Annotated in this window: 22 protein-coding genes; 21 read left to right on the forward strand and 1 reads right to left on the reverse strand. The window is 38.6% G+C overall.

Annotated features, from left to right (window positions below; genetic code table 11):
* The first annotated feature begins 137 nt into the window (after window positions 1–137).
* The 3 genes from KQI58_RS04740 to KQI58_RS04750 are packed head-to-tail and all read left to right on the forward strand — an operon-like array spanning window position 138 to window position 2998.
* Window positions 138–1190 (forward strand): hypothetical protein, encoded by a 1053-nt coding sequence (locus KQI58_RS04740; protein WP_216406931.1) that lies wholly within the window; start codon window positions 138–140, stop codon window positions 1188–1190.
* Entirely contained in the window at window positions 1191–2438 is a 1248-nt protein-coding gene (locus tag KQI58_RS04745; protein WP_216406933.1) for a tetratricopeptide repeat protein, read from the forward strand.
* 14 nt (window positions 2439–2452) lie between these two features.
* Entirely contained in the window at window positions 2453–2998 is a 546-nt protein-coding gene (locus KQI58_RS04750) for a YpiB family protein (protein ID WP_216406935.1), read from the forward strand.
* A gap of 45 nt (window positions 2999–3043) precedes the next feature.
* Here KQI58_RS04750 and KQI58_RS04755 read toward each other — a convergent pair whose 3' ends face one another.
* Window positions 3044–3934 carry a YitT family protein gene (locus KQI58_RS04755; RefSeq protein WP_016179954.1) on the reverse strand — a complete coding sequence of 297 codons (891 nt, stop codon included), beginning with the start codon at window positions 3932–3934 and terminating at the stop codon, window positions 3044–3046.
* Window positions 3935–4102: 168 nt separating this feature from the next.
* Between KQI58_RS04755 and KQI58_RS04760 the strand changes: the two genes are divergently transcribed.
* The 18 genes from KQI58_RS04760 to dprA all read left to right on the forward strand — a co-directional run bounded on the left by KQI58_RS04760 (window position 4103) and on the right by dprA (window position 21294).
* Window positions 4103–4453, forward strand: coding sequence for a nucleotide pyrophosphohydrolase (locus tag KQI58_RS04760; protein WP_216406937.1), 351 nt, complete (start codon window positions 4103–4105; stop codon window positions 4451–4453).
* Window positions 4450–5667, forward strand: coding sequence for a CCA tRNA nucleotidyltransferase (locus KQI58_RS04765; protein ID WP_216406939.1), 1218 nt, complete (start codon window positions 4450–4452; stop codon window positions 5665–5667). The genes KQI58_RS04760 and KQI58_RS04765 overlap by 4 nt, the downstream gene beginning before the upstream one ends.
* Window positions 5664–6026 carry a thioesterase family protein gene (locus KQI58_RS04770; RefSeq protein ID WP_216406941.1) on the forward strand — a complete coding sequence of 121 codons (363 nt, stop codon included), beginning with the start codon at window positions 5664–5666 and terminating at the stop codon, window positions 6024–6026. Before KQI58_RS04765 ends, KQI58_RS04770 begins: the two co-directional genes overlap by 4 nt.
* Before the next feature lie 71 nt (window positions 6027–6097).
* The gene (locus KQI58_RS04775; RefSeq protein ID WP_048718266.1) at window positions 6098–6550 is read left to right on the forward strand and encodes a hypothetical protein; all 453 of its coding nucleotides are present in this window, start codon (window positions 6098–6100) and stop codon (window positions 6548–6550) included.
* Between the two features lie 245 nt (window positions 6551–6795).
* Window positions 6796–7359: a MarR family winged helix-turn-helix transcriptional regulator gene (locus KQI58_RS04780; RefSeq protein WP_216406943.1), complete on the forward strand. Its 564-nt coding sequence runs from the start codon at window positions 6796–6798 to the stop codon at window positions 7357–7359.
* 429 nt (window positions 7360–7788) lie between these two features.
* Complete coding sequence (locus KQI58_RS04785) at window positions 7789–9663, forward strand: ABC-F family ATP-binding cassette domain-containing protein (RefSeq protein WP_216406945.1); 1875 nt, start codon at window positions 7789–7791, stop codon at window positions 9661–9663.
* A 28-nt stretch (window positions 9664–9691) separates the two neighbouring features.
* The gene (locus KQI58_RS04790; protein ID WP_216406946.1) at window positions 9692–10186 is read left to right on the forward strand and encodes a dihydrofolate reductase; all 495 of its coding nucleotides are present in this window, start codon (window positions 9692–9694) and stop codon (window positions 10184–10186) included.
* A gap of 110 nt (window positions 10187–10296) precedes the next feature.
* Window positions 10297–11136 carry a DegV family protein gene (locus tag KQI58_RS04795; RefSeq protein WP_216406948.1) on the forward strand — a complete coding sequence of 280 codons (840 nt, stop codon included), beginning with the start codon at window positions 10297–10299 and terminating at the stop codon, window positions 11134–11136.
* Window positions 11137–11240: 104 nt separating this feature from the next.
* Entirely contained in the window at window positions 11241–12089 is an 849-nt protein-coding gene (locus KQI58_RS04800) for an SGNH/GDSL hydrolase family protein (protein WP_216406950.1), read from the forward strand.
* Window positions 12089–12775 (forward strand): YpmS family protein, encoded by a 687-nt coding sequence (locus KQI58_RS04805; protein WP_216406952.1) that lies wholly within the window; start codon window positions 12089–12091, stop codon window positions 12773–12775. The genes KQI58_RS04800 and KQI58_RS04805 overlap by 1 nt, the downstream gene beginning before the upstream one ends.
* Before the next feature lie 36 nt (window positions 12776–12811).
* Entirely contained in the window at window positions 12812–13033 is a 222-nt protein-coding gene (locus KQI58_RS04810; RefSeq protein ID WP_216406954.1) for a YozE family protein, read from the forward strand.
* Between the two features lie 82 nt (window positions 13034–13115).
* Window positions 13116–14537 (forward strand): S41 family peptidase, encoded by a 1422-nt coding sequence (locus KQI58_RS04815; protein ID WP_216406956.1) that lies wholly within the window; start codon window positions 13116–13118, stop codon window positions 14535–14537.
* Window positions 14538–14578: 41 nt separating this feature from the next.
* Complete coding sequence (gene lepB, locus KQI58_RS04820; RefSeq protein WP_216406958.1) at window positions 14579–15127, forward strand: signal peptidase I; 549 nt, start codon at window positions 14579–14581, stop codon at window positions 15125–15127.
* Between the two features lie 540 nt (window positions 15128–15667).
* A complete protein-coding gene (locus tag KQI58_RS04825; RefSeq protein WP_216406959.1) occupies window positions 15668–16678 on the forward strand; it encodes a C45 family autoproteolytic acyltransferase/hydolase in 1011 nt (336 codons plus the stop codon).
* A 643-nt stretch (window positions 16679–17321) separates the two neighbouring features.
* Window positions 17322–17657 carry a carboxymuconolactone decarboxylase family protein gene (locus KQI58_RS04830; RefSeq protein WP_253295786.1) on the forward strand — a complete coding sequence of 112 codons (336 nt, stop codon included), beginning with the start codon at window positions 17322–17324 and terminating at the stop codon, window positions 17655–17657.
* 1108 nt (window positions 17658–18765) lie between these two features.
* Window positions 18766–19614, forward strand: a complete 849-nt coding sequence (gene ylqF / locus KQI58_RS04835; protein WP_216406964.1) for a ribosome biogenesis GTPase YlqF — start codon at window positions 18766–18768, stop codon at window positions 19612–19614.
* Window positions 19614–20381 (forward strand): ribonuclease HII, encoded by a 768-nt coding sequence (locus tag KQI58_RS04840; RefSeq protein ID WP_216406966.1) that lies wholly within the window; start codon window positions 19614–19616, stop codon window positions 20379–20381. Before ylqF ends, KQI58_RS04840 begins: the two co-directional genes overlap by 1 nt.
* Window positions 20382–20439: 58 nt before the next feature.
* Entirely contained in the window at window positions 20440–21294 is an 855-nt protein-coding gene (gene dprA / locus KQI58_RS04845; protein ID WP_216406968.1) for a DNA-processing protein DprA, read from the forward strand.
* The last annotated feature ends 100 nt before the right edge of the window (window positions 21295–21394 follow it).

Raw genomic sequence — 21394 nt, forward strand, 5'->3', positions numbered from 1 at the left:
TAATTTTTCATTTTCTTCAAAAAGATAGAAACTTGAAAGATTTTTGAGGATTATTGTGGAAATGACTAACAGCCTTTCGCAGATTTGTTGCGGGAGGTTTTTTTGTAGTATAAAATGAAGTAAACGGGGTGAACGTGATGGAAGTAACATATCGAAATAAGCTTCATGAAACGCGAATCACGTATGGTGAAACTGTCGCTTCAATGATGCGCGAAAAGGATTTGGAAAATAAACAGATTCTATTTTGCGGCAACCAGCGCTACTATGATTTATATGCGGAAAAGCTAAGAAAATTTATTCCAAAATCAAGTACACATAATTGGTTCATTACGCCGAACAATCGTTATTGCAATACAATGAATAATTTTCAAGATCTGATTCACTTTTTGGATCGGTTTAGTCGGCAAAAAGAAACGATTTTTCTTGGTATTGGCAATGAAGGTGTGATTGAGTTGCTGGGCTTTACTCATCATGTTGCAAACTTTAAAGCCGAGCTGTGCTTCTTACCAGTTTCACTACGTTCCTTTGCTCAAAGTCTGTCTTTTGTTGATCAAATTCTTTCCGAAAAAAATTTGATGACAGTTATGGAGATTGAGGAGGTACCTCAAAGCATCTTGTTTGATCATACTTTGGCGGATCAGCAAACAACTGGGAAGATGGTGGATCTCTTGACATTGATTCGCTGTGGGCTTGTTTGTGATTATCCTTTTTTACAAAGTCTGTATGTAAATTTTCCTACCCGCGAGGCGCTTTTGCAGCAGTCATTCTCGGCATTCAGCGAAAGGCTGATCAATTATTATCAAACCAACAGCCAACAGCTCAATGATTTCGGTAAAACCTTTGAGAAAGCTTTTTTTCAAACGGAAAACGGTTCGCTGCTGTCAAATAGTATGAAAACAATGTTTGGATTATTGTTTGAACTAGCGTGGAATGTTTCTGCAAGTAATCTTCATTTCAATTTCAAAAATTTTATGATATGGTTGGTGCGATTAGGTTTTCCAATCATTGTACCAGAGGGAATCTCGTTGGCTGATTACGGTCAGCAGGTGATTGCACTAGCAAAAGAAAAACCACTGGCTGGATTAATTCAAGTCGGTGAAGTCGGAATGAAAAAAGTTCCGACACAAAAAGAATTACTTCAAACATTTGAAGTGTATCAAAAAATCGTTACAGAGATCAGGGGAGAATAGATGTCAAGTTATAGTAAAAAAATGCTCGCAGCACTAAAAGATGAAGATTTAGGCGAGGCCAATCTACTGTTCGAAGAGGCCCTAAAAAATGACGAACCAGAAATACTGGCAAGTTTAGCGGAAGAACTACAAGCATTGGGATTTCTTGAGGAAGCTAAACGTATTTTGGAGAATTTGTTAAAGGAGTTTCCAGAAGAGGATGTTTTTTATCTTTCATTAGCAGAGATTGCCATCGAAAATGATGACATTGATGGTGCCTTTGAATATTTAGAAAAAATTGAACCAGAAAGCGATAATTATTTAGAAAGCCTATTAGTAACAGCTGATTTGTATCAGGTCTTAGGCATTCCAGAAGTGAGTGAAGCAAAATTATTACAGGCAAAAACGATTGCGCCAGAGGAACCGTTGATTACCTTTGCTTTAGCTGAACTTCACTTTACAACCAATCAATTAGGAGAAGCCATCAATGAATATGGACAGCTTCAGAAACAGGGAGTAGACGAAATTGCCAACATCTCGATTGATGAGCGAATCGGTACAGCCTATAGTATGATGGGGGGCTTTGAAGAAGCCATTCCGTTTTTGGAAAGTGCTTTAGAGCAGGAGCATACCTCTGATCGTTTATTTCAATTAGGTTTTACTTACTATCAAATCCACGATCATCAAAAAGCGATCAACTATTTGCAGGAGCTGATTACGCTTGACCCACAATATCAAAGCGGCTATTACTATCTTGCTGACAGCTTGAAAGAAGAGGAACTGCTAGAAGAAGCGTTACTTGCCGCAGAGGAAGGAATCAAGGAAAACCCTTATCAGGTTGAACTTTTGCATTTGGCTTCAGAAATTGCTTATCGTTTACGTGACAGCAAGAAAGCTGAAGAGTTATTGCTGCAGGCGCTTGAAACGGGGGATAAAACGGATGAGACGCTGCTAACTTTAAGTAATCTTTATTTAAATGAAGAGCAGCCAGATAAAGCGATCGAAATGATCAGTAAAATGGATGAAGAGGGCAACCCTTATGCCGAATGGAATTTGGCTCAGGCCTATAACGAACTAGAGGACTTTGCCGCTGCTGGCACCTATTATAAGCAGGCTTATGAGGATTTGGCGCACGAACCGGATTTCTTAAAAGCTTACGGAATATTTTTACGCGAAGATGGACAATTAGAAACAGCCCGCGCTGTATTAACCAACTATTTAGAAATGGAACCAGGTGATTTAGAAGTACAATCATTACTTGAAGAGTAGAGAGGTGAGGAAAAATGATCGATGTAGGTGAAAAACGTGAATTTCTTGTCTGGTTGATCAATAATGTGAGTTTTCAACGACGAGAAGTGATCTGGATTTTGAACTATCTAATTAATCATGAAGCAATTTTGCGAAATGTCCATATTGTGGAGCAAGCTTTAGCAACAGAACGTGGATTGGTTTTTCGCGATATCACACAACGGGAAGAGCCGATGGTATTTTCAATTGAAGGACATCAGTTTTCTAATAGTGATCAAATTTTTCATGAGATTCGTCTGCATTGGCAACAGCCTTTATACTTGGAATGTGTGTTTCCGCATTCTTGGCAAAATGCACAATATTTATCGGTACTTGAAGACAATCCCGCTCTTTCCTGGAATGACAATGTCAGTGAGGAGATCGTCTCAGAGGTTGAGAATTTTTTAAAGCATCAAGAAAAAGAGGCTCAAATCAATTTACTTAAGAAGCAAATCGATATGGCGTTAGAAGATGGTGACAAAGAAGCCTTTCTAACATTATCAGATGAATTGAATCGCTTGAAACTTACGTTAAACAGTTAAAAGCATCGCACGCCTGGCAGTGAGTGTCAGTCCGTGCGATGCTTTTTAATTGGAGCGTTTTAAAGTAAATCTTCGTCGCTGAGGCCTTAAGTAAGTAAATCCTTCCCCCTCAACATCATGGACGTTGCTAATCAGGATAAAGGCCTTCTCATCAACGGAATGGATAATTTTTTTCACTTCATTAATTTCTTGTTGAGAAACCACAATATAAACAATGCGTTTTAATTCTGATGAGAAGCCGCCTTCACCATGAAGATAAGTGACTCCTCGTTCCAAATGCGCCATCAATAATTCGGCAATTACATTACTTTCGTTTGAGATGATCATCACACCCTTGGCTGCATACCCACCAGAAGATAGTACATCCACGACTTTACTAAAGACAAATGAGACGATTAATGTGTACATCATTCGTTTCAGGTCTAGGTAGGTTAAGGAACAGATCAACACAACGATATCAAAAATCAGTAATGATTTCCCCATCGTAAAGCCGATCTTCTGCTCTAATATCCGTGCGATAACATCGGCACCACCAGTAGTACCACCATTCCGATAAACCAAGCCACTTCCGAAACCGGCAAATAAACCTGCTAGGATAGAAACAATGAATAGGTCATGGTCTAAATTGATCTGCAGAGGAATTCTTTGCCAAATCCACAGAAAGACGGATAAACAAACGGTTCCTAAAATTGTGTAATAAAAAGAACGTTTTCCCAAAATTTTTCCACCGATTAAAATCAATGGAATATTGATGAGTAATGTTGTGTAGGCAGGATCGATGCCAAAAAGAGCGCGAATAATCAAAGTAATACCAGTGACGCCGCCTTCTGCTAAATGATTCGCAATATTTAAATAGACGAGACCAAATGCATAAATAGCTGTTCCTACCACAATAAATAGAATTTCTTTGATCCGTGTAGTCATAGTCGTTTCCATACGACACCTCCCGTTTTTATTTGCTGATTGGATAGTCAGTAAAACGTGCACAGACACTTATTCTGTGCAATTTCAGTCCTCAACCAACATAGCATGAAATTCAGATAGTTACAACAACATGATAGGAAACAAATCTGTTTTTTGATAAGATAGGTTTGAGGTGGTTTGATGAATGAAAAGACAATGAAAATCATGCAACAAGAAGTTGATGATTATATCCAACAATTTAAAACTGGTTATTTTTCCCCACTTGGCCAAATGGCTCGTTTAACAGAGGAAGTTGGAGAGCTAGCCCGAGAGATCAATCATTATTATGGAGAAAAAACAAAGAAAGAAACAGAGAAGCCAAAAACAGTTGAGGAAGAACTGGGGGATGTTCTGTTTGTGACCATTATCATGGCGAATTCTTTAGGGATCGATTTAACAGAAACCTTCAATCGCAATATGGAAAAGTTTAACCATCGCGATCGCTTTCGGTTCGAACGCAAAGATGGATTGACAGAAGGTGATGTTCAATGAGATTAGAAGCTTTTCCCTTAGAGTTTCAGGGGGCGATGCCCATCCTACGGAAATTACAGGAGGCCGGTTACGAGGCCTATTATGTTGGAGGCAGTGTCCGAGATATCCTACTGAACAAACCAATCCATGATGTAGATATTGCTACTAGCGCTTTTCCAGCAGAAGTAAAGGAATTGTTTCACCGTACAATTGATGTGGGCATTGATCACGGGACAGTGATGGTAATTACAAAAGAAGCTACTTATGAAGTGACGACATTTCGAACGGAGTCGACGTATCAGGATTATCGTCGTCCGGATCATGTGGAATTTGTTCGTTCGCTAAAGGAAGATTTAAAGCGACGTGATTTTACCATTAATGCGCTAGCCGTGGGAATCGACGGAACGGTGATTGATCTGTTTGATGGATTAGATGATCTGCGAAATAAAGTTTTACGGGCAGTGGGAAATCCCTACGAACGATTTCACGAGGATGCTCTAAGGATGATGCGGGCTCTACGCTTTGTAAGCCATTTGGGCTTTACATTAGAGCCTAATACCTTCGAGGCGATTCAAGAATATCATTCATTATTGGCTAAGATTTCTGTTGAACGAATTAACGTAGAATTTGTCAAGTTAATGATGGGTTCCTTCCGTGAAGCAGGTTTGCGTTCCTTTGTAGAATCCGAATGCTACATTTACTGTCCAGGGCTGCGTGATTATGGTGCTGCGCTATTAAGTTTTTCTGAGCTTCGCGGACCAGCAATTCCGACTGAGCGTCAAGCGTGGACGCTATTAATGGCCATGCTCGATATGAACATCACGGACATTCGTCATTTTATGAAGGAATGGAAATGCTCAAATCAATTGATTAGAGAAGTAACTCAGATGGTACCAGCTTTGCAATTCCGTTTGAAATTTGAGTGGGATAATTGGACATTGTATCAACTTGGCAGAGAATTGGCATTGTCTGTAGAATATTTACTTTATTATTTTGATCGCGAACCAAATTTAGCGAAAATTCGTTTGCTTTACCAATTTCTACCAATCTATTCGTTAAAAGATCTTGCAGTAAAGGGAAATGAAGTAAAGGATCATTTCGATTATCCTCGCGGACCTTGGATCAGTATGACACTCAACAAGTTAGAGCAGGAAGTCGTTGAGGGAAACTTAAAAAATGAAAAAGAAGAGTTATTAGCTTTTGCAAAAGAATTCTTAAAAAAGGAGATGCCATGAAAAAAATCGTCCAGCTTTATCAGGTGAAGGAAGAACAAACAGCGTTAAACATGGGTTCAGGTGATTTAGAAGTGTTGGCAACCCCAGCTTTAGTAGCGATGATGGAGAATTGTGCTAAGCAGCTCTTAGCATCCGAACTCTCTTCTGAGCAGACCAGTGTTGGCTTTAAAATGACGTTAAAGCATTTAGCACCGACTGCTGTGGGAGCAGAGGTAAAAGTTGAGGCAGAAATGCTTGAAAATGAAGGAAACAGAGTGTCATTTTCTATTAAAGCCTTTGACAAAGAGCAATTGATCGGGGAAGCTGATCATCAGCGAGTGATTGTAGAAACAGCAGCTTTCCTAAAAAAAGTGAAGTGAGAGCACAACATGTGACCGTTTACTCAAGGTATGCTAAACTTGTTTTAGATTAGTAGTGAGGAGAATGTAGAATGGCAAGAGAAATGACAGCGTTAAAATTCTATTTTCGTAATGGCGAAACATGGACGATCGATCGTCGTTACATTGGCGATTTGTGGATTAAACAAATTACCACTAGCTTCGGAAGAATTCATGGAAGTGAATTTGTAGAAATTCATCCATGTGCGGGATTCAAGATCGAAATTTATCAAGAGGGTGACCATGTTCAAACGACGGATATTAACTTGGGTGGATTAGAACTAGGTATGTTTGAACGCGCACGTAAATTTGAAGACATCGAACGGATGGATATTATTTATCGTGCAGGACATCCTGATTCTGTGTACTTCCCGTATAAGGACAAAGACACTGAAGGTCTTGACAATGTATATCAATCAACAAAAGTTTCTGAAAAAACAAAAAGCTTATATATCGTAATTGATCCAACGAAAAATGTGGATGATGTATACGGCGATCAATTTTAAAAGACATTTAAAACAAGCATTCAATTAAGGATGCTTGTTTTTTTGTCACTTTTTTTGTATTGGTGTGACCAGAAAAAGAATTCCCTGAAATTTGAGCTAACTTTACAATTAGTTTTTCATTTGAAGCAGATTTCTAAAGAAATTACTAAGGTACCGGAATAATTTTAGGTAATTCCTTGATATATTGTTCAGGTACCTGTATTATGTAAATGTAAGGTACCTGAACAATATAAGGAGAGATTATTATGGAAAATCAAATGAATGAACAATTTATGAAGCTACAACATGACTTACGACGTTATTACCATCGTCAAATGGCAAAAAATCAGGGTTACGGACCACATCGAGGTCAAGGAAGAGTACTAGCATTATTGAAGATGAATCCAGAGATTAGTCAAAAGGATTTGACGTTTGTCCTTGGCATGCGACCTCAATCAGTTGGAGAATTATTGCAAAAGTTAGAGGATAAAGAATTAATTACCCGCGAAGCTTCAGAACAAGATCGTCGTGTGATGATCATTCGTTTAACTGAACAAGGCCGCGAAGAAGCTGAAAAGATTTCCGATGCGCCAGATTTTGGCGAGGAGTTATTTGCCGATTTTAGCGATGAGGAGAAGGCAGAATGGACACGTTTAGTTGAGAAATTAAATGAAACGTTAAAAAATGAGTTAGGCGAAGAAGATTCAGAGGAATTCTTTGGTGGAGGTAGAGGCTTCGATGGTCCACGACCACCGCATGGACATGGTCCACATGGAAGAGGACCGGCTCATTCACATCACTTCTCGGATTTTGCCGATTTTAATTGGTAAGAATTAAGAAGTGCTTCGCGAACTCGCTCAGCTTTTGAGCACCAGGTAGGTACTGTTCCACATCAGCTCTGCAAGCAGTCGCTGTGTGTCTCAGCAATAAGGCCAAAATATTTCTAAATTGCCAAGAAACACAGTGATCGAAGAGAACTGATGTTGATTGGTACCTCCTCGGTGCTTCTCAAATTTCGAAATATTTTTGCTTATTGCCTATATGCTAGTTCTGCTTAATGAAGTTTAGCAGTAACTGTATGCGCAGCTTGCGTAGAAAAGCTAGTTTGTGAAGCCGGACATGGATATGCCTACTGTAAAGCGATATACTCATCTGAAAATTTTATTCTTTTTTTATAGTTGAGAAAGCCGTAAAGGAAAAATTTCCTTTACGGTCTTTTTTTGTTACAATAACGTAGAGAAATTTGAGGATGGTTTGAGATGAAAGAATTAAAAGTAACAGAGCTATACAAAACATTTGGAGATAAAACGTTATTTGATCGTATTTCCTTTTTAATTCACGAGAAAGATCGAATTGGATTGATCGGAGTCAACGGAACTGGTAAATCCAGTCTGCTAACAATTCTAGCCGGTAAAGATAGTGGAGATGGTGATGTTTCGGCAATCGAAAAAGCGAGCGATTATCGGATTGGCTACTTAGCGCAGGAACAGACTTTTTCTGAAGAATTATTGGTTTTGGATGTTGTCTTTCAGGGGAATAATCCGCTAATGCAGACAGTCCGCGACTATGAAAAGGCTTTACTACGCTTATCTCATGAGAATACTGCAGACTCTCAGCAACAATTCACTCTAGCTGAAGAAGCGATGAACAAGCAAGATGCTTGGACAGCTGATAGTGAAGCGAAAGCGATCTTGAACAAGTTAGGAATTAATACGCTAAATAAGCGAATTGGTGAGCTTTCAGGGGGGCAAATCAAGCGTGTCGCATTGGCTCAAGTTTTGATCGACGCACCAGATCTCTTATTACTGGACGAGCCGACCAACCATTTAGACTATGATGCGATTCAATGGCTGGAAGGTTATCTGAAAAGCTATACAGGCTCGCTGTTGATGGTTACCCATGATCGTTATTTCTTAGACCGTGTGACGAATCGCATTTTTGAACTTTCGTTTGGCAAGCTTTATGAGTATCAAGGAAATTATGAAGCTTATCTGATTGAAAAGGCTGAGCGTGACCGAGTCGCGGTTGAACAGGAAGGCAAAAGAAAGCAGCTCTATAAGCAAGAGTTAGCATGGATGCGTGCAGGTGCCAAAGCTCGAACAACCAAGCAACAGGCGCGAATCCATCGTTTTGAAGATCTAAAGGAGAATTTAAATCAAGTCAAAACCGATGGGCAGCTCGAGATGAACATTGCGACGACTCGTCTTGGTAAGAAGGTTTTGGAAGTAAAGCAAGCTTCGTATGCGATCGAAGGGAAAACAATTCTGGATCAGTTTGATTTACTGATTCAAACGAAGGAACGTTTAGGTATTACTGGAAAGAATGGGGCAGGGAAATCAACCTTGCTCAACCTTTTAGCTGGAAGATTACAATTAGATAGTGGTGTTATTGAAACTGGTGAAACCGTTCGTTTGGCTTATTATACCCAACAAAATGAAACGCTCGATCCCAATAAACGAATGATCGCCTATTTGCAAGAAGCAGCAGAAGAAGTCAAGCAGCGAGATGGTTCACAAATTAGTGTAGCGGAAATTCTAGAGCGTTTTTTATTTCCTCGATTTATGCATGGAACACTAATTGGTAAATTATCAGGCGGAGAAAAAAGACGACTTTATCTATTAAAATTGCTGATACAGCAACCGAATGTTTTATTATTAGATGAACCTACGAATGATTTGGATATCGCCACATTGACGGTACTAGAGGACTATCTACAGGAGTTCTCAGGTGCCGTGATCACCGTTTCTCATGATCGCTATTTCTTAGATAAAGTAGCTGAGAAATTATTGATCTTTGAAGGAGAAGGAAAGATTGTTTCTTATTTTGGCTCGATTATGGAGTATCTAGATCAGCAAATGCCGTTAAAAGAAGAGAAGGTTGTTAAGACAAAGCCTCAACAAAAAGAGCGCAAGAAGAAGCTTTCCTATAATGAACAGAAGGAATGGGAAACAATTGAAGATGATATCGCCTTGTTAGAAGGTAAGATCGAGGAATTAACGGAAGCGATGAATCATCAAGGCGATGATTTTACAAAATTACAGGATTTACAAAAAGAAATTGATCAGACTGAGCAGGCTCTGGATGAAAAAATGACTCGTTGGGAGTATCTGAGCGAAATTATTGAAGAAAATTAAAATTTTATTACATGGTAGGAGGAACGGTATGTTAATTGCGATTTGGGCGCAGGATAAAAATGGTTTGATTGGTAAAGAGAACCGTTTACCATGGCATTTGCCAAATGACCTGCGATTTTTTAAAGAAACAACGATCAATCACACCTTGGTTATGGGGCGGAAAACCTTTGAAGGGATGGGAGGGCGACCTCTGCCAAATCGTCAAACGATTGTATTAACACGAGATACGAGCTATCAGGCTAAAAATGTTGTAGTAATGCATTCCTTAGAAGAAGTTTTGGCTTTTGCTGATGAGAATGACGGAGAGACCTTTATCGCTGGCGGGTCTGCAATCTATACAGAATTCTTGCCCTACTGTGAGAAGATTTATCGGACGTTTATCGAAGAAAGTTTCGAGGGAGATGCTTATTTTCCAGAAATTGAATGGAACAAATGGCAGCTGACGGAGCGAAATCAAGGTCAAAAGGATGAAAAGAATCCTTATCGTTATTATTTCGAAACTTATCAAAGAGTCGAGTCTTAAAACTGCGGTTCTTTCAAGAATTTTAAAGAAGTAGTTTCAACAATGATTTATTTCATTAGTTTTGATATACTGAAATTAATTTGAAACTAGGTATGGAAAGAAGGATCAGAATGCCAAATGTTAAAATTGTAACCGACTCATCTTGTACGATTGAAAAATCGGTTCGTGATGAATTAAATATTACTGTTATCCCACTATCAGTGATGATCGATGATGTGGTTTATCCTGACGATGACGAACTAACAGGCGAGCGCTTTATGGAGATGATGGCACAGGCTAAAAATCTACCAAAAACCAGCCAACCACCGATTGGCTATTTTGCAGAATTATATGATGAACTAGGAAAAGATGGGAGTCCTATCGTTTCGATCCATATGTCACATACCTTAAGCGGGACTGCCGAAGCAGCGCGTCAAGCAACGTTTCTTAGCAGCAGTGATGTAACAGTCATTGATTGCGGATTTATCGATCAATCGCAAGCTTTTCAAGTCATCGAAGCAGCTAAGCTAGCGGAAGCGGGTGCTTCATTAGAGGAAGTTTTAGCTGGTGTCGAACGAGTGAAAGAGCACAGTAAGCTATTTATCGGTATATCCTCACTTGATAATTTAGTTAAAGGCGGCCGGATTAGTCGAGTAGCTGGAGTCATTTCCAGCGTGTTAAATATGCGAGTGGTTATGGAGCTGGAAGATGGTGAATTGTTGCCAATCACAAAAGGTCGCGGCAAAAAGACATTTAGCAAATGGTTTGCAGCTTTCAAAGATGAGCTAGCAAAGGTTAATGTGAAACAAATCGGAATTTCTTATGCTGGTAAACTTGATTTTATCGATGAGGCGAAACAGGCTTTACAAGAAATGTTCCCAGATATGCATATCCCCGTCCTGCACACGAACCCAATCGTGGCTACTCACACAGGACCTGGTGCCTTTGCCATCATGTACTATACAGATTAAACGTCCCTGCCTCTAGAGATAGAGGCGCTTTTTTTACCAGGCAGATACTTTTCTAATCAAGAGGAATCTATAGCGAGCTATGATTTAGAAGAAGGAGCAGATGAATGAAACGATTTTCAATACTACTGATTCCATTAGTAGCAGCAATTGCTACTTTACTCATTCTTTTTTTGACTATTCCTAAAGCTGAGTCGCGAATCCGTGTGGTTCGAGATGAAAGTCAGAACTATAAGAAATCTGTTCACTTTGTTGCAGTAGGCGATTCGCTGACTGAAGGAGTAGGCGATGAGACGAAACGCGGTGGTTATGTTCCTTTAGTAGCCGATGCGTTACAACAAAAATATGAGTTGACTTCAGTCGAAAAAGACAATTATGGTATTTCTGGTGAACGCAGTGATCAGATTTTAAAACGTGTGAAAAAGGATTCAGACTTGCGTAACAGTCTTGCCAGTGCGGACCTTATTACCATGACAGTTGGTGGAAATGACCTTTTCCAAGCTTTTCAAAAGAATCTTACCGCGAAATCAGCGAAACAGTTCAATCGACCAATCAAAAAATACGGCGAGTATGTGACCGATATCTTGGATGAAATGCGGGAACTGAATCCGAAAGCCCCCATTTATGTCGTAGGAATCTACAATCCCTATTACTTGAATTTTCCAGATATCAAGGCGATGCAAACAGTGGTAGATAACTGGAATGAGGAGACTGAGCGTTTGACTAAGGAAATGTCAAATTGCTTCTTTGTCCCAGTCAATGATCTGCTTTACAAAGGAATCGCCACGAAAGATAGTGACGAGACGACCAGTTCTAGTTCGGAAGTGAAGAACGATGCACTTTACGACGAAGATAACTTCCATCCGAATAACTTAGGCTATCAATTGATGGCAACAGCGATTCAAGAGAAAATAGTCGACACAAAGGATTTATGGTTAACAAAGGAGCGCAATTAATGGCAGAAAAGGAAGAAAATAAAGAACTCGAAAATCAGAAGGATGCTGATAAAAAGACAGAAACAAGAACAACGAAAGCCGTACAGAACAAAATTAACGGTTGGAAAATCGCGTTTCTCGTATTGGTGGGTATCCTATTAGGCGGGATTATTTTCTCTACTGTACGTATTTTTACGGCCAGAGAAACAAATTTGCCGCCTAGCAGCGAAACAACGGTGCCAAAGGGCTCACCAGTCTTAACGATGAATACGAATAAAAAGAAATTGAACACCGTAATGGAGTATTTTTTGAATGATCTGCAAAAGGGATCCGATGTGAAGTATGAATTCTACTTGGAAAATCAAGCGATGCTAAAGGGCGAATTCAAAATATTAGGGGCGAATGTCGATTTTTATCTTTACTTTGATCCGTTTGTTATGGATAATGGCAATGTTCAATTAAAAGCACGGGATCTATCGATCGGTTCTTTGAACTTGCCGGTTAGTCAGGTTATGGAAACAGTAAAACGCGGGTTTAAATTCCCTAAATGGGTAGCAATTGATCCTAAAGATCAAACAATCGTGTTGAAATTAAATGAATTCAAACTAGAAAATGGCATGTTTATCAAAGCGAACCACATTGATCTTGTTGGCGATGACATCCAATTTAGTTTGTATTTACCAAAAGAAAAGAAAGCGAATGATTGATCTATTAAATCAGCAGCAATCATCGAGGTGAATCAAATGAGAAGAAGCTTTTATCATTATATCTTGACCCAACGCGGCCACAATCCCCATGATCCTGTCGAAGCGTTTGCTGGAGCAGTTGCTAAGGACATCATGTTTCCGAAGCAATCGGAGGATTATCACGAGGTTGCCGATTACCTAGAATTGAGTGTCAATTATTTAGACTCGATGGATCTGTTTGATCAGGTTTGGGATAAATACTTAGAAAACAATAAATAATTCAAAAGGAAAAGTTGTTGAAGGCTTTTCCTTTTTTTTCTAGCATGCTATCATGAAAAAAAGGGTGAAAGGAAAATGCGCCTTGCAGAAAAAAACGTTACCAGTATCGATTTTTATCATATCGATCATATGTACTATCGTGATTACAGCGGTGGTGACTCATTTTATTGAACAAAAACAAGCAATGGATAACGATTCAGTCGTTAAAATAACTCGTAACGATCTGGATGATGTTCAAGATTTGTATGATTTAATCAGTACAAATTATGTTGAAAAAGTAGATAAGGAACAGCTGATTCAAGGGGCTTTAAACGGGATGACTGAGTCTTTGCAAGATCCTGAATCAGAATTTTTAACCGCAAAGGAAACCAAAGAGCTAAACGCGAAGGTGGCTGGAAGCTTTGAAGGTATCGGAGCGAATCTACAGTTAGAAAATCGACTGCCTGTGATTGATCGAGTACCAGTCAAAAATTCTCCCGCAGAAAAGGCAAAATTGAAAGCTAAAGATATTATTCTAGAAGTAAATGGCAAAACGACTAAGGATAAATCACTGGATCAAATCGTTAGCATGATCCGCGGTAAAAAAGGTACACAGGTAAAATTACTGATCCAACGAGGCAGTGAAGAGTTTGAAGTCTCACTGGAACGAGATGTTGTTCCTGAAGACACAGTGAAGGGCAGCATTGATAAAGACAATCCGGCCATTGGTTCAATTCAAATCGATAATTTTCGTGAAACAACAGCACTAGAATTTCGTACAATTATTGAACAGCTTCGTAAACAGGGCGCGAAATCGTTTGTGATTGATCTTCGTCAAAATTCTGGCGGACTAATCGCTGAAGCAGAACGGGTAGCCAGTTATTTTTTAGACAATGGTGATACAATCGCTCAGTTCTCAAACAATAAAAAGGTCATATCGATTGACAAGGCTGGCAAAGAAATTGATCAAGGCTTCAAAGTCAAAGAACCTACCGTTTTTCTAGTAGATCAAGAAAGTTCATATGGAGCAGAATTAGTGGCAGCAGCGGTCAAGAATAAAAATTATCCGATTATTGGTGTGAATACCTTTGGAAAAGGCAGTGTTCAAACGCTTAGCCCAATTGGTAAAGATAATTTTGTTCAGCTGACGATCATGAAATGGTTTGCCCCGGACGGTTCATCCGTTGAGGGAAAAGGTGTGGCACCGACCATCGAGGCAGACTACCCGGAGTATGCCAAACTCCCACCTATTTCCAAGCAATCAAATTGGCGTATTGGTGATACAGACGATACGATCAAAAATCTTAATACCATGCTAAAGGCTCTAGGCTATCCCACGGAGGGTGATTTATTTAACGAGGCCACAAAGGACGCAGTAATAGAAATCCAGACAGAAAACAATTTATCTGCAACGGGTGCATTGGATGATAAAACAGTGGATGCTATTCAGGAAAAAGTGTTTGCACTTGTCAAATCCAATGATGTTGCTTATGCTAAAGCTATAGAAACGTTAAAAAATAACTAACAGAATCGCTCTGTTGGTTTTGATTGCGAGGGGAAAAGCAATTGAAAAATTTAGTAACAAAGTCGCATCTATGGTTAGGTGTCAAATATCTCTTGATTTCCCTCTTTTTTGGTGTTGTGATTCGTGGATTTCTCTTGATTCCTGTTCCCGTGACCGGTAACTCAATGGATCAAACGCTATCGCAGGGTGACATGGTTCTGATGGAGAAATTTAGTAAGGTCAAACGGTTTGATGTGATAGTGTTTCAACAGACAGATGGAACGATCTATATTAAGCGAGTGATCGGACTGCCTGGAGATGATATCCGCTATGAAAAGGACCAGCTTTATATCAATGATGAAAAGGTTGCTGAGTCGTTTTTAACGAATAATCGCAGTCATGACCATCAGTTTTCTCCTTACACAACAGATTTCAAATTAGATGAATTGATTGGTGAGAAAAAATTACCTAAAGATGAGTATTTTGTTTTAGGAGACAATCGAAGGATTTCAAAGGACAGCCGTTCATTTGGAACGGTTCAAAGTAAAGATATTTTGGGCAAAGCCCAAGCAGTCTATTATCCGCTAACTCATATCAAAATTATTTCGTAAAAGATGGAGAAATCCATCTTTTTTTTGCGAGTTCTGCTTTTCGCAGTATATAAAAAATGTATTGAAGAAAAACAATTTTTAAGGAATACGGTAATAGAAAAATTTAGCAGAATCGTATGCGTGTCGAAAATAAAGTGTTTTTCGTTCTTTGAAAAACGTTACTACTAAAGGAGATAGCTGCGATTTCTGCTTTTCGCAGTATATAAAAAACAAATTGGAGAAAAAATTTTAAGGAATAATGACAATAGAAAAACTTAACAAAATCGTATGCGCGCCGACAATGGAATTAGTTCTATCGTTTTTTAAAGCTATTATCTTTCTCTGGAGATAGTTGTCAGTTTTTTTCACGCCTTAGCATGATTAGAAAAAATTAAGCATTGTGAGAATAAACTTTTTTTCAATCTTTGAAGAAATTTTCGCAAAATTTGATTTAAAAAATTGAGAAAAGTTCTCATTTTATTCAATTGAAGTTAAATTTTTATTGGGTTACTCTTGAGATAGGAAGTCGACTCCTAATTGAATATGAAGGAGAAAAAACGTATGTATCATGCACGATTCAACGGAACACATTATGCAATTGGCAAGAAATGGGGAACACTGCTCAGTAAAAATGGTAAGAATTTACTAGACAACATTCCCTTTGAAATTACGGAGGAAATCAAAGAGTTTGGACGTCAATGCTATCCTGTATACGCGGAATTCTTCCCAGAGATTATCGAGGAAATCAGGGGCATTGCTGATGGTCAAAAGATTAAAGCTGATTCGCTGTATGCTGTTCTTTTTTCAATGTATGCTCTTGTTAAAGTTACGAATTGTTCCAGCTTCGTCATTAAGAATGAAGAGTCCTTTTTATTAGGTCGGAATAGTGATTTTTTGACGGAGATCGAAAAATTATATATGAATTGCTTGTATTTCTTTAAAGAATCAGATTCTTATGCGTTTTCAGGGAACACGACAGCTTTTGTGGAGATGGAAGATGGCGTGAATCAAGCAGGACTTGCTATCGCGTTGACTTCCGTATTTCCAGATCAGCTAAAACCAGGTATTAATGTCGGGATGATTTTGCGTATGTTGTTGGAAAAATGCTGTACAGTCGAAGAAACGCTCGATCTGTTGAATAAAATTCCTCGTTGTTCAGCTGGAACGCTGGTGATCGCCGATTCTTCTGGAGGCGCCTGTTTAGTTGAATTTACAAATGATAAGTTGGTTTCTTCTACTTTAGAAAATAAAGGATATTTTTGTGCGACAAATAGCTTTCATCTACCAGAGATGCTCTCAAGAAAAATAGCAATTGACGATGATTGGTTCGCTGAAGAACGATTTCAGACATTGCAGGATTATCTAACAGGTAATTTTCAGCATATGAATCTGGCTGAGGCTAAGAAATTATTAGCAGGCAAGTTTGGCTTTTTATGTCAATACAATCGTAAGACAGGCAAGGATACTGTCTGGTCAGCAATCTATGATTTAAACAACAGAAAGGTTTATCGCTGCGAAGGTAACCCCGCTCGGAAAAAGTATCAAGAAGATGCGAGGTTTGGGTTTAAGTAACGATTATTCACCTTTTCATAGCAGTAAATCTACACTCTATCCGATATAAGATACATCAGTCAAGTTCATCAGAAGCAGATTACGGTTTAATAAAATAAGGATAAGTAAAAGAAAACGATTCTCTGTTAGAGTTGTTTTCTTTTATTTTTCATGCACGTTTATATGGATGAAATTGATAAAACGTTACTCTCTTTCAGGATTGCTTTTCCCTTTATCGAACCAATAAAGCATCTGATTAGATGAACGAAATAAAAAACCACTGAACAGAGTCAGTGGCGAGGAGGATGTACCCAACGAAGGTACTGGCTTTCATCGTTAAGAAAAGCTGTTAATAGAGATTCAATGGAATCATACATCCCCCACAGATTATTCTAACACATTGATAATTAAAAAATAGTATTTTAGGTCTTATTGAGGTCTTTATCCATTTCTTTTCGACTATATGTTGGTTATATACTTTGTGTTCTTTTAAAAAAATGCTTCAAATTGTTTATTTAATTCCTATTCAAACGATGCATGTCGGTTTATTGAAAAACTCTCTTCATGAAAAATACGCAAATTAAACAAAATAAGCAGAAAAATTGACTAATATAAACGGTTTAAAATGTACTTATTTTTAGTAAGCCAAAGGAGGGCTTTTGTATTGGATTATAAGGAGGCATATTCAGATTTAGCTAGAACTCACAGTGCTTTGCGAAGAAATACATCTGAAATGATGGGGAAATTTCATGAAGTAGCAGATGAGGCATTAAAAGAAAAGCACTTATCTACAAAAATTAAGGAATTAATGGCCGTGGGGATTGCTGTGTCTGTCCGTTGCGAGAGTTGTATAATGGGATATGTGCGAGACGCCATCAAGGCGGGAGCGACATTAGAGGAAATTGGCGAAACAGTTGAGGTAGCAATATTAATGGGTGGTGGACCTTCTACAGCTTATGGAGCAAAAGCACTATCTGTAGCTGAATATTTGACCAAGTAAGATACGAGCCATATATGAAAAAAGTAGGTTAGCGAAATGAATGCTAACTTGATTTTTTGATGTGTATTCATCATTCTATCCTTATAGCACACTTTGATCTGTTCAGGAGTGTATTCGGATATAAAACTGTTGTTAACTTTTTTTATTTTTGAGGATTGAAAAGCTAATTAATACTAAGTAAAACGAGCATTTTAAAGTTCATAGAATAACGATTTGGGTCTTTTGGAAGTCTAAAAGAAAGTGTTATATCGATTTTAAAATTCGACTTGAACATCATCTTTTAGAAAAATAGATATTAAAAAAACAACTGCGTGTTAGTTCTGCGGCTTATGAGGTTTATGTAGAAGAACTCTCGACTCTCAAAGAATTGAGGAAGTTGTACGTATTAGGGCAACAAAAGATATAGGCAGTACTTTACTGTTGAAACCTCATAATTATTGAGAAGCAATTAGAGGAACTAATAGTATTTATATGTGGTCGATGTTTTTTTACGTGGAATGAAAATAGCAGGAAATGAAAAATATAAAGTTATTGCGGTGAGGAAGGATTTGCATATATTAAGAAGTAACGTTCACAAATAAACTTGTTTCATTATTAAAAAATAATGCAGGATTTTTTACTTTCATTTTGATAAATCATAAATAAAAAATAGTTATCTAATTAGAGTAGAAAATCCCAAAAGCTGCTTTAGTCGGAACACCTGGAAAACTTTCCAATGTTAGTTTTGTTAGGATTTTTGGATTTATCTGTTTGAAGCGGATTTCATCTACTCTATTGCACTACTTTTTTCTATCGGAGAAGAAGATTTAGACAAGTTTGTTCGATTGAAGTTAATAAAGCGACATTATTTTATCGATATAATATGAAGAGAAAATAAGGAACTTTTGTTTAGTTAGGAACGCGTACCGGACATTTAAACAATGCATTGCTTTTAATCTTTAGTGGACTGAGGGAAACGAAACCCTTATAATATCAACGGATAGATATTAAGTAAGAGATACGCGATCAGGGAAGGCTTATAAAAATATAACCCTGTTAGCCTTATATCTAAAGGGTGCCTATCAACACCTGTATGGAGGGTTGGTAAGGTTAAGGAGGAAAAATAAACATGACGATTCAATGGTTCCCAGGACATATGGCGAAGGCACGCCGGGAAGTTTCTGAAAAATTAAAATTTGTCGATATTGTTTTTGAATTGATCGATGCAAGATTGCCTTTATCATCACGTAATCCAATGCTAGATCAAATCGTGCAGCAAAAACCACGTTTGATTTTATTGAATAAAGCAGATTTGGCTGATCCAGCACAAACCAATCTGTGGGTGAGCTACTTCCGCGAGCAAGGACATCATGTTCTAGCCTTAACAGCTAAGGATGATAAAAGTGTGAAGCAAATTGTTCCGGCCAGTAAAAAAGTGTTGGCAGAAAAAATGGCGCGCGATAAAGAAAGAGGATTGAAACCACGTGCGATTCGTGCAATGGTACTAGGAATTCCTAATGTGGGGAAATCAACATTACTGAACCATTTGGCAGGAAAAAAAATTGCCAGTACTGGTAACCGCCCCGGGGTCACCAAAGGGCAACAATGGCTGCGTTTTGGTTCGCAATTAGAATTATTGGATACTCCAGGGATCTTATGGCCTAAATTCGAAGATCCAGCGGTAGGCAAGAAGCTAGCACTGACTGGAGCGATCAAGGATAACCTTCTGCATCTAGATGATTTGGCACTTTATCTTTTAGAAGTTTTTTGTCGATTCTATCCAGAACAGTTAAAAGGACGTTACAAATTAACAGAAGATGATTTATTTATAGAGCTGCCTGAGTTATTATTATTAATTTCAGAAAAACGGGGCTTCAAAGATGATTACGAACGTGCCAGTGAAATGTTGATTCTTGAATTACGACAAGGCAAATTGGGTCGCTTCACCTTAGATCGTTACGAGGAGTTGAGTGACTAATGGAAAAATTATCAATTAGTGCGATTAAGGCAGAATTAAAGACAATCATTTCAGCAGATGATCCTCGTTTGGCAGAATTTCGTGAGGATACACGTAAAGGTGTCCAATTAGCAATAAGTCAATGGCAAAGACAGCAGGATAAGCAAGTCGCCTTAGTGGAAAAGTATCAAGAAATGTCTGTTTTCGAAAATGAGAAAACGGCTCAAGGATTCCAAGCAATTTGCGGAATAGATGAAGTTGGTCGTGGACCTCTGGCGGGGCCAGTTGTAGCAGCAGCCGTAATTTTGAATGATGAGCACGAAATTTTAGGATTAAATGATTCAAAACAGCTTTCGGCGCATAAGCGAGAAGAGCTAGTGACTGAAATCAAAAAGAATGCCAGAGCTATCGGTATCGGTGAAGCCACCGCTGAGGAGATCGACCAGTTAAATATCTATCAGGCAACAAAGGTAGCGATGCAGCGGGCCATTGATCAATTATCAATTGCACCAGATTGTTTATTAATCGATGCGATGGTTTTAGACAATGGTTTACCGCAGGAAAAAATCATCAAAGGTGATGCCAGGTCGGTTTCGATCGCAGCTGCCAGTATCATTGCGAAGGTTTATCGGGATGAGTGGATGGCTGAGTACGGCGAAAAATATCCTGCCTATGGTTTTGCTAAAAATGCTGGTTATGGAACTAAAGAACATTTACAAGCGATTGAAGAACAGGGCATTTTGCCGATTCATCGCAAAACATTTGCACCAATTAAAAATATATACTAAAGAAAATCCTTCCTTTTTTTGTATCTTTTTGATAAAGAAACTGAAAAGAGGGATTTTTTTGAAAAATGAATTTTTGTTGCGTTTGAGTTTAACTAAGGGAATAGGTGCTTTTGGAAAACAGCGCATCTATCAATTTGCGAAAAAGCACCAATGGTGGGAATTGAATAGTTTAGATGTTCGGCTAACAGCCCAAACAACCAAGAAAAACGATTGGGATGAATGGACGAAGGAACGACTTCAAGAAATTAAACGTACGCATCAGTACATCACAATCGAAGATCCGGCATATCCAGAAACATTGCGACAGGTTCCTACGCCGCCATTGGTCTTATTTTATAAAGGAAATTTGGCTTTATTGGAGCGAGAAATGTTGGCGGTCGTCGGTGCTAGAGAAGCGACAGACTACGGGTATCACGTCTTGCAGAAAATCATGCCGGAGCTTACCAAACGCGGATTTGTGATTGTCAGTGGTTTGGCTAAAGGAATCGATAGCTTTGCTCATCAATTTTGCATCAGTAATCAAGGAAAAACGATTGGTGTGGTTGGAACTGGGTTAGATATTTGTTATCCTAAATCTAGTGGGAATTTACAAATCGAAATGAGTCAGCATCATTTAGTTTTAAGTGAATATCCCAATGGTACGCGGCCTGCGAAGTTTCATTTTCCGATGCGCAATCGAATCATCGCCGGATTAAGCGGTGGTGTGCTGGTGGTAGAGGCCAAAAAGCGCAGTGGATCATTGATTACCGCTCAACAGGCGTTGGACTATGGCAAAGATGTTTTTGCAGTCCCAGGATCGATTTTGGATAAGCGCTCCAGTGGCTGTCATCAGCTAATTCAAGACGGTGCAATCTGTGTTGAAAAAACACAAGATATTTTTGATTCCTACGATTTATGGAATAAAATTCATTAGCCGCGACTTGACAAACAAAATTTGAATAGCGTATTATAGGCTACGATTTGTCAGTAGTTACCGATATATAATAGTAGAAAAAATTGAGGAGGCAAAAACA

The sequence above is a fragment of the Enterococcus raffinosus genome, assembly GCF_018917525.1.
In the GTDB taxonomy this organism is placed as follows: domain Bacteria; phylum Bacillota; class Bacilli; order Lactobacillales; family Enterococcaceae; genus Enterococcus_A; species Enterococcus_A raffinosus_A.

Bases quoted from the DNA above. Each gene is read 5' to 3' on its own strand.
- KQI58_RS04740 (WP_216406931.1), top strand. From the start codon at position 138: ATGGAAGTAACATATCGAAATAAGCTTCATGAAACGCGAATCACGTAT.
- KQI58_RS04745 (WP_216406933.1), top strand. From the start codon at position 1,191: ATGTCAAGTTATAGTAAAAAAATGCTCGCAGCACTAAAAGATGAAGAT.
- KQI58_RS04750 (WP_216406935.1), top strand. From the start codon at position 2,453: ATGATCGATGTAGGTGAAAAACGTGAATTTCTTGTCTGGTTGATCAAT.
- KQI58_RS04755 (WP_016179954.1), bottom strand. From the start codon at position 3,934: ATGGAAACGACTATGACTACACGGATCAAAGAAATTCTATTTATTGTG.
- KQI58_RS04760 (WP_216406937.1), top strand. From the start codon at position 4,103: ATGAATGAAAAGACAATGAAAATCATGCAACAAGAAGTTGATGATTAT.
- KQI58_RS04765 (WP_216406939.1), top strand. From the start codon at position 4,450: ATGAGATTAGAAGCTTTTCCCTTAGAGTTTCAGGGGGCGATGCCCATC.
- KQI58_RS04770 (WP_216406941.1), top strand. From the start codon at position 5,664: ATGAAAAAAATCGTCCAGCTTTATCAGGTGAAGGAAGAACAAACAGCG.
- KQI58_RS04775 (WP_048718266.1), top strand. From the start codon at position 6,098: ATGGCAAGAGAAATGACAGCGTTAAAATTCTATTTTCGTAATGGCGAA.
- KQI58_RS04780 (WP_216406943.1), top strand. From the start codon at position 6,796: ATGGAAAATCAAATGAATGAACAATTTATGAAGCTACAACATGACTTA.
- KQI58_RS04785 (WP_216406945.1), top strand. From the start codon at position 7,789: ATGAAAGAATTAAAAGTAACAGAGCTATACAAAACATTTGGAGATAAA.
- KQI58_RS04790 (WP_216406946.1), top strand. From the start codon at position 9,692: ATGTTAATTGCGATTTGGGCGCAGGATAAAAATGGTTTGATTGGTAAA.
- KQI58_RS04795 (WP_216406948.1), top strand. From the start codon at position 10,297: ATGCCAAATGTTAAAATTGTAACCGACTCATCTTGTACGATTGAAAAA.
- KQI58_RS04800 (WP_216406950.1), top strand. From the start codon at position 11,241: ATGAAACGATTTTCAATACTACTGATTCCATTAGTAGCAGCAATTGCT.
- KQI58_RS04805 (WP_216406952.1), top strand. From the start codon at position 12,089: ATGGCAGAAAAGGAAGAAAATAAAGAACTCGAAAATCAGAAGGATGCT.
- KQI58_RS04810 (WP_216406954.1), top strand. From the start codon at position 12,812: ATGAGAAGAAGCTTTTATCATTATATCTTGACCCAACGCGGCCACAAT.
- KQI58_RS04825 (WP_216406959.1), top strand. From the start codon at position 15,668: ATGTATCATGCACGATTCAACGGAACACATTATGCAATTGGCAAGAAA.
- ylqF (WP_216406964.1), top strand. From the start codon at position 18,766: ATGACGATTCAATGGTTCCCAGGACATATGGCGAAGGCACGCCGGGAA.
- KQI58_RS04840 (WP_216406966.1), top strand. From the start codon at position 19,614: ATGGAAAAATTATCAATTAGTGCGATTAAGGCAGAATTAAAGACAATC.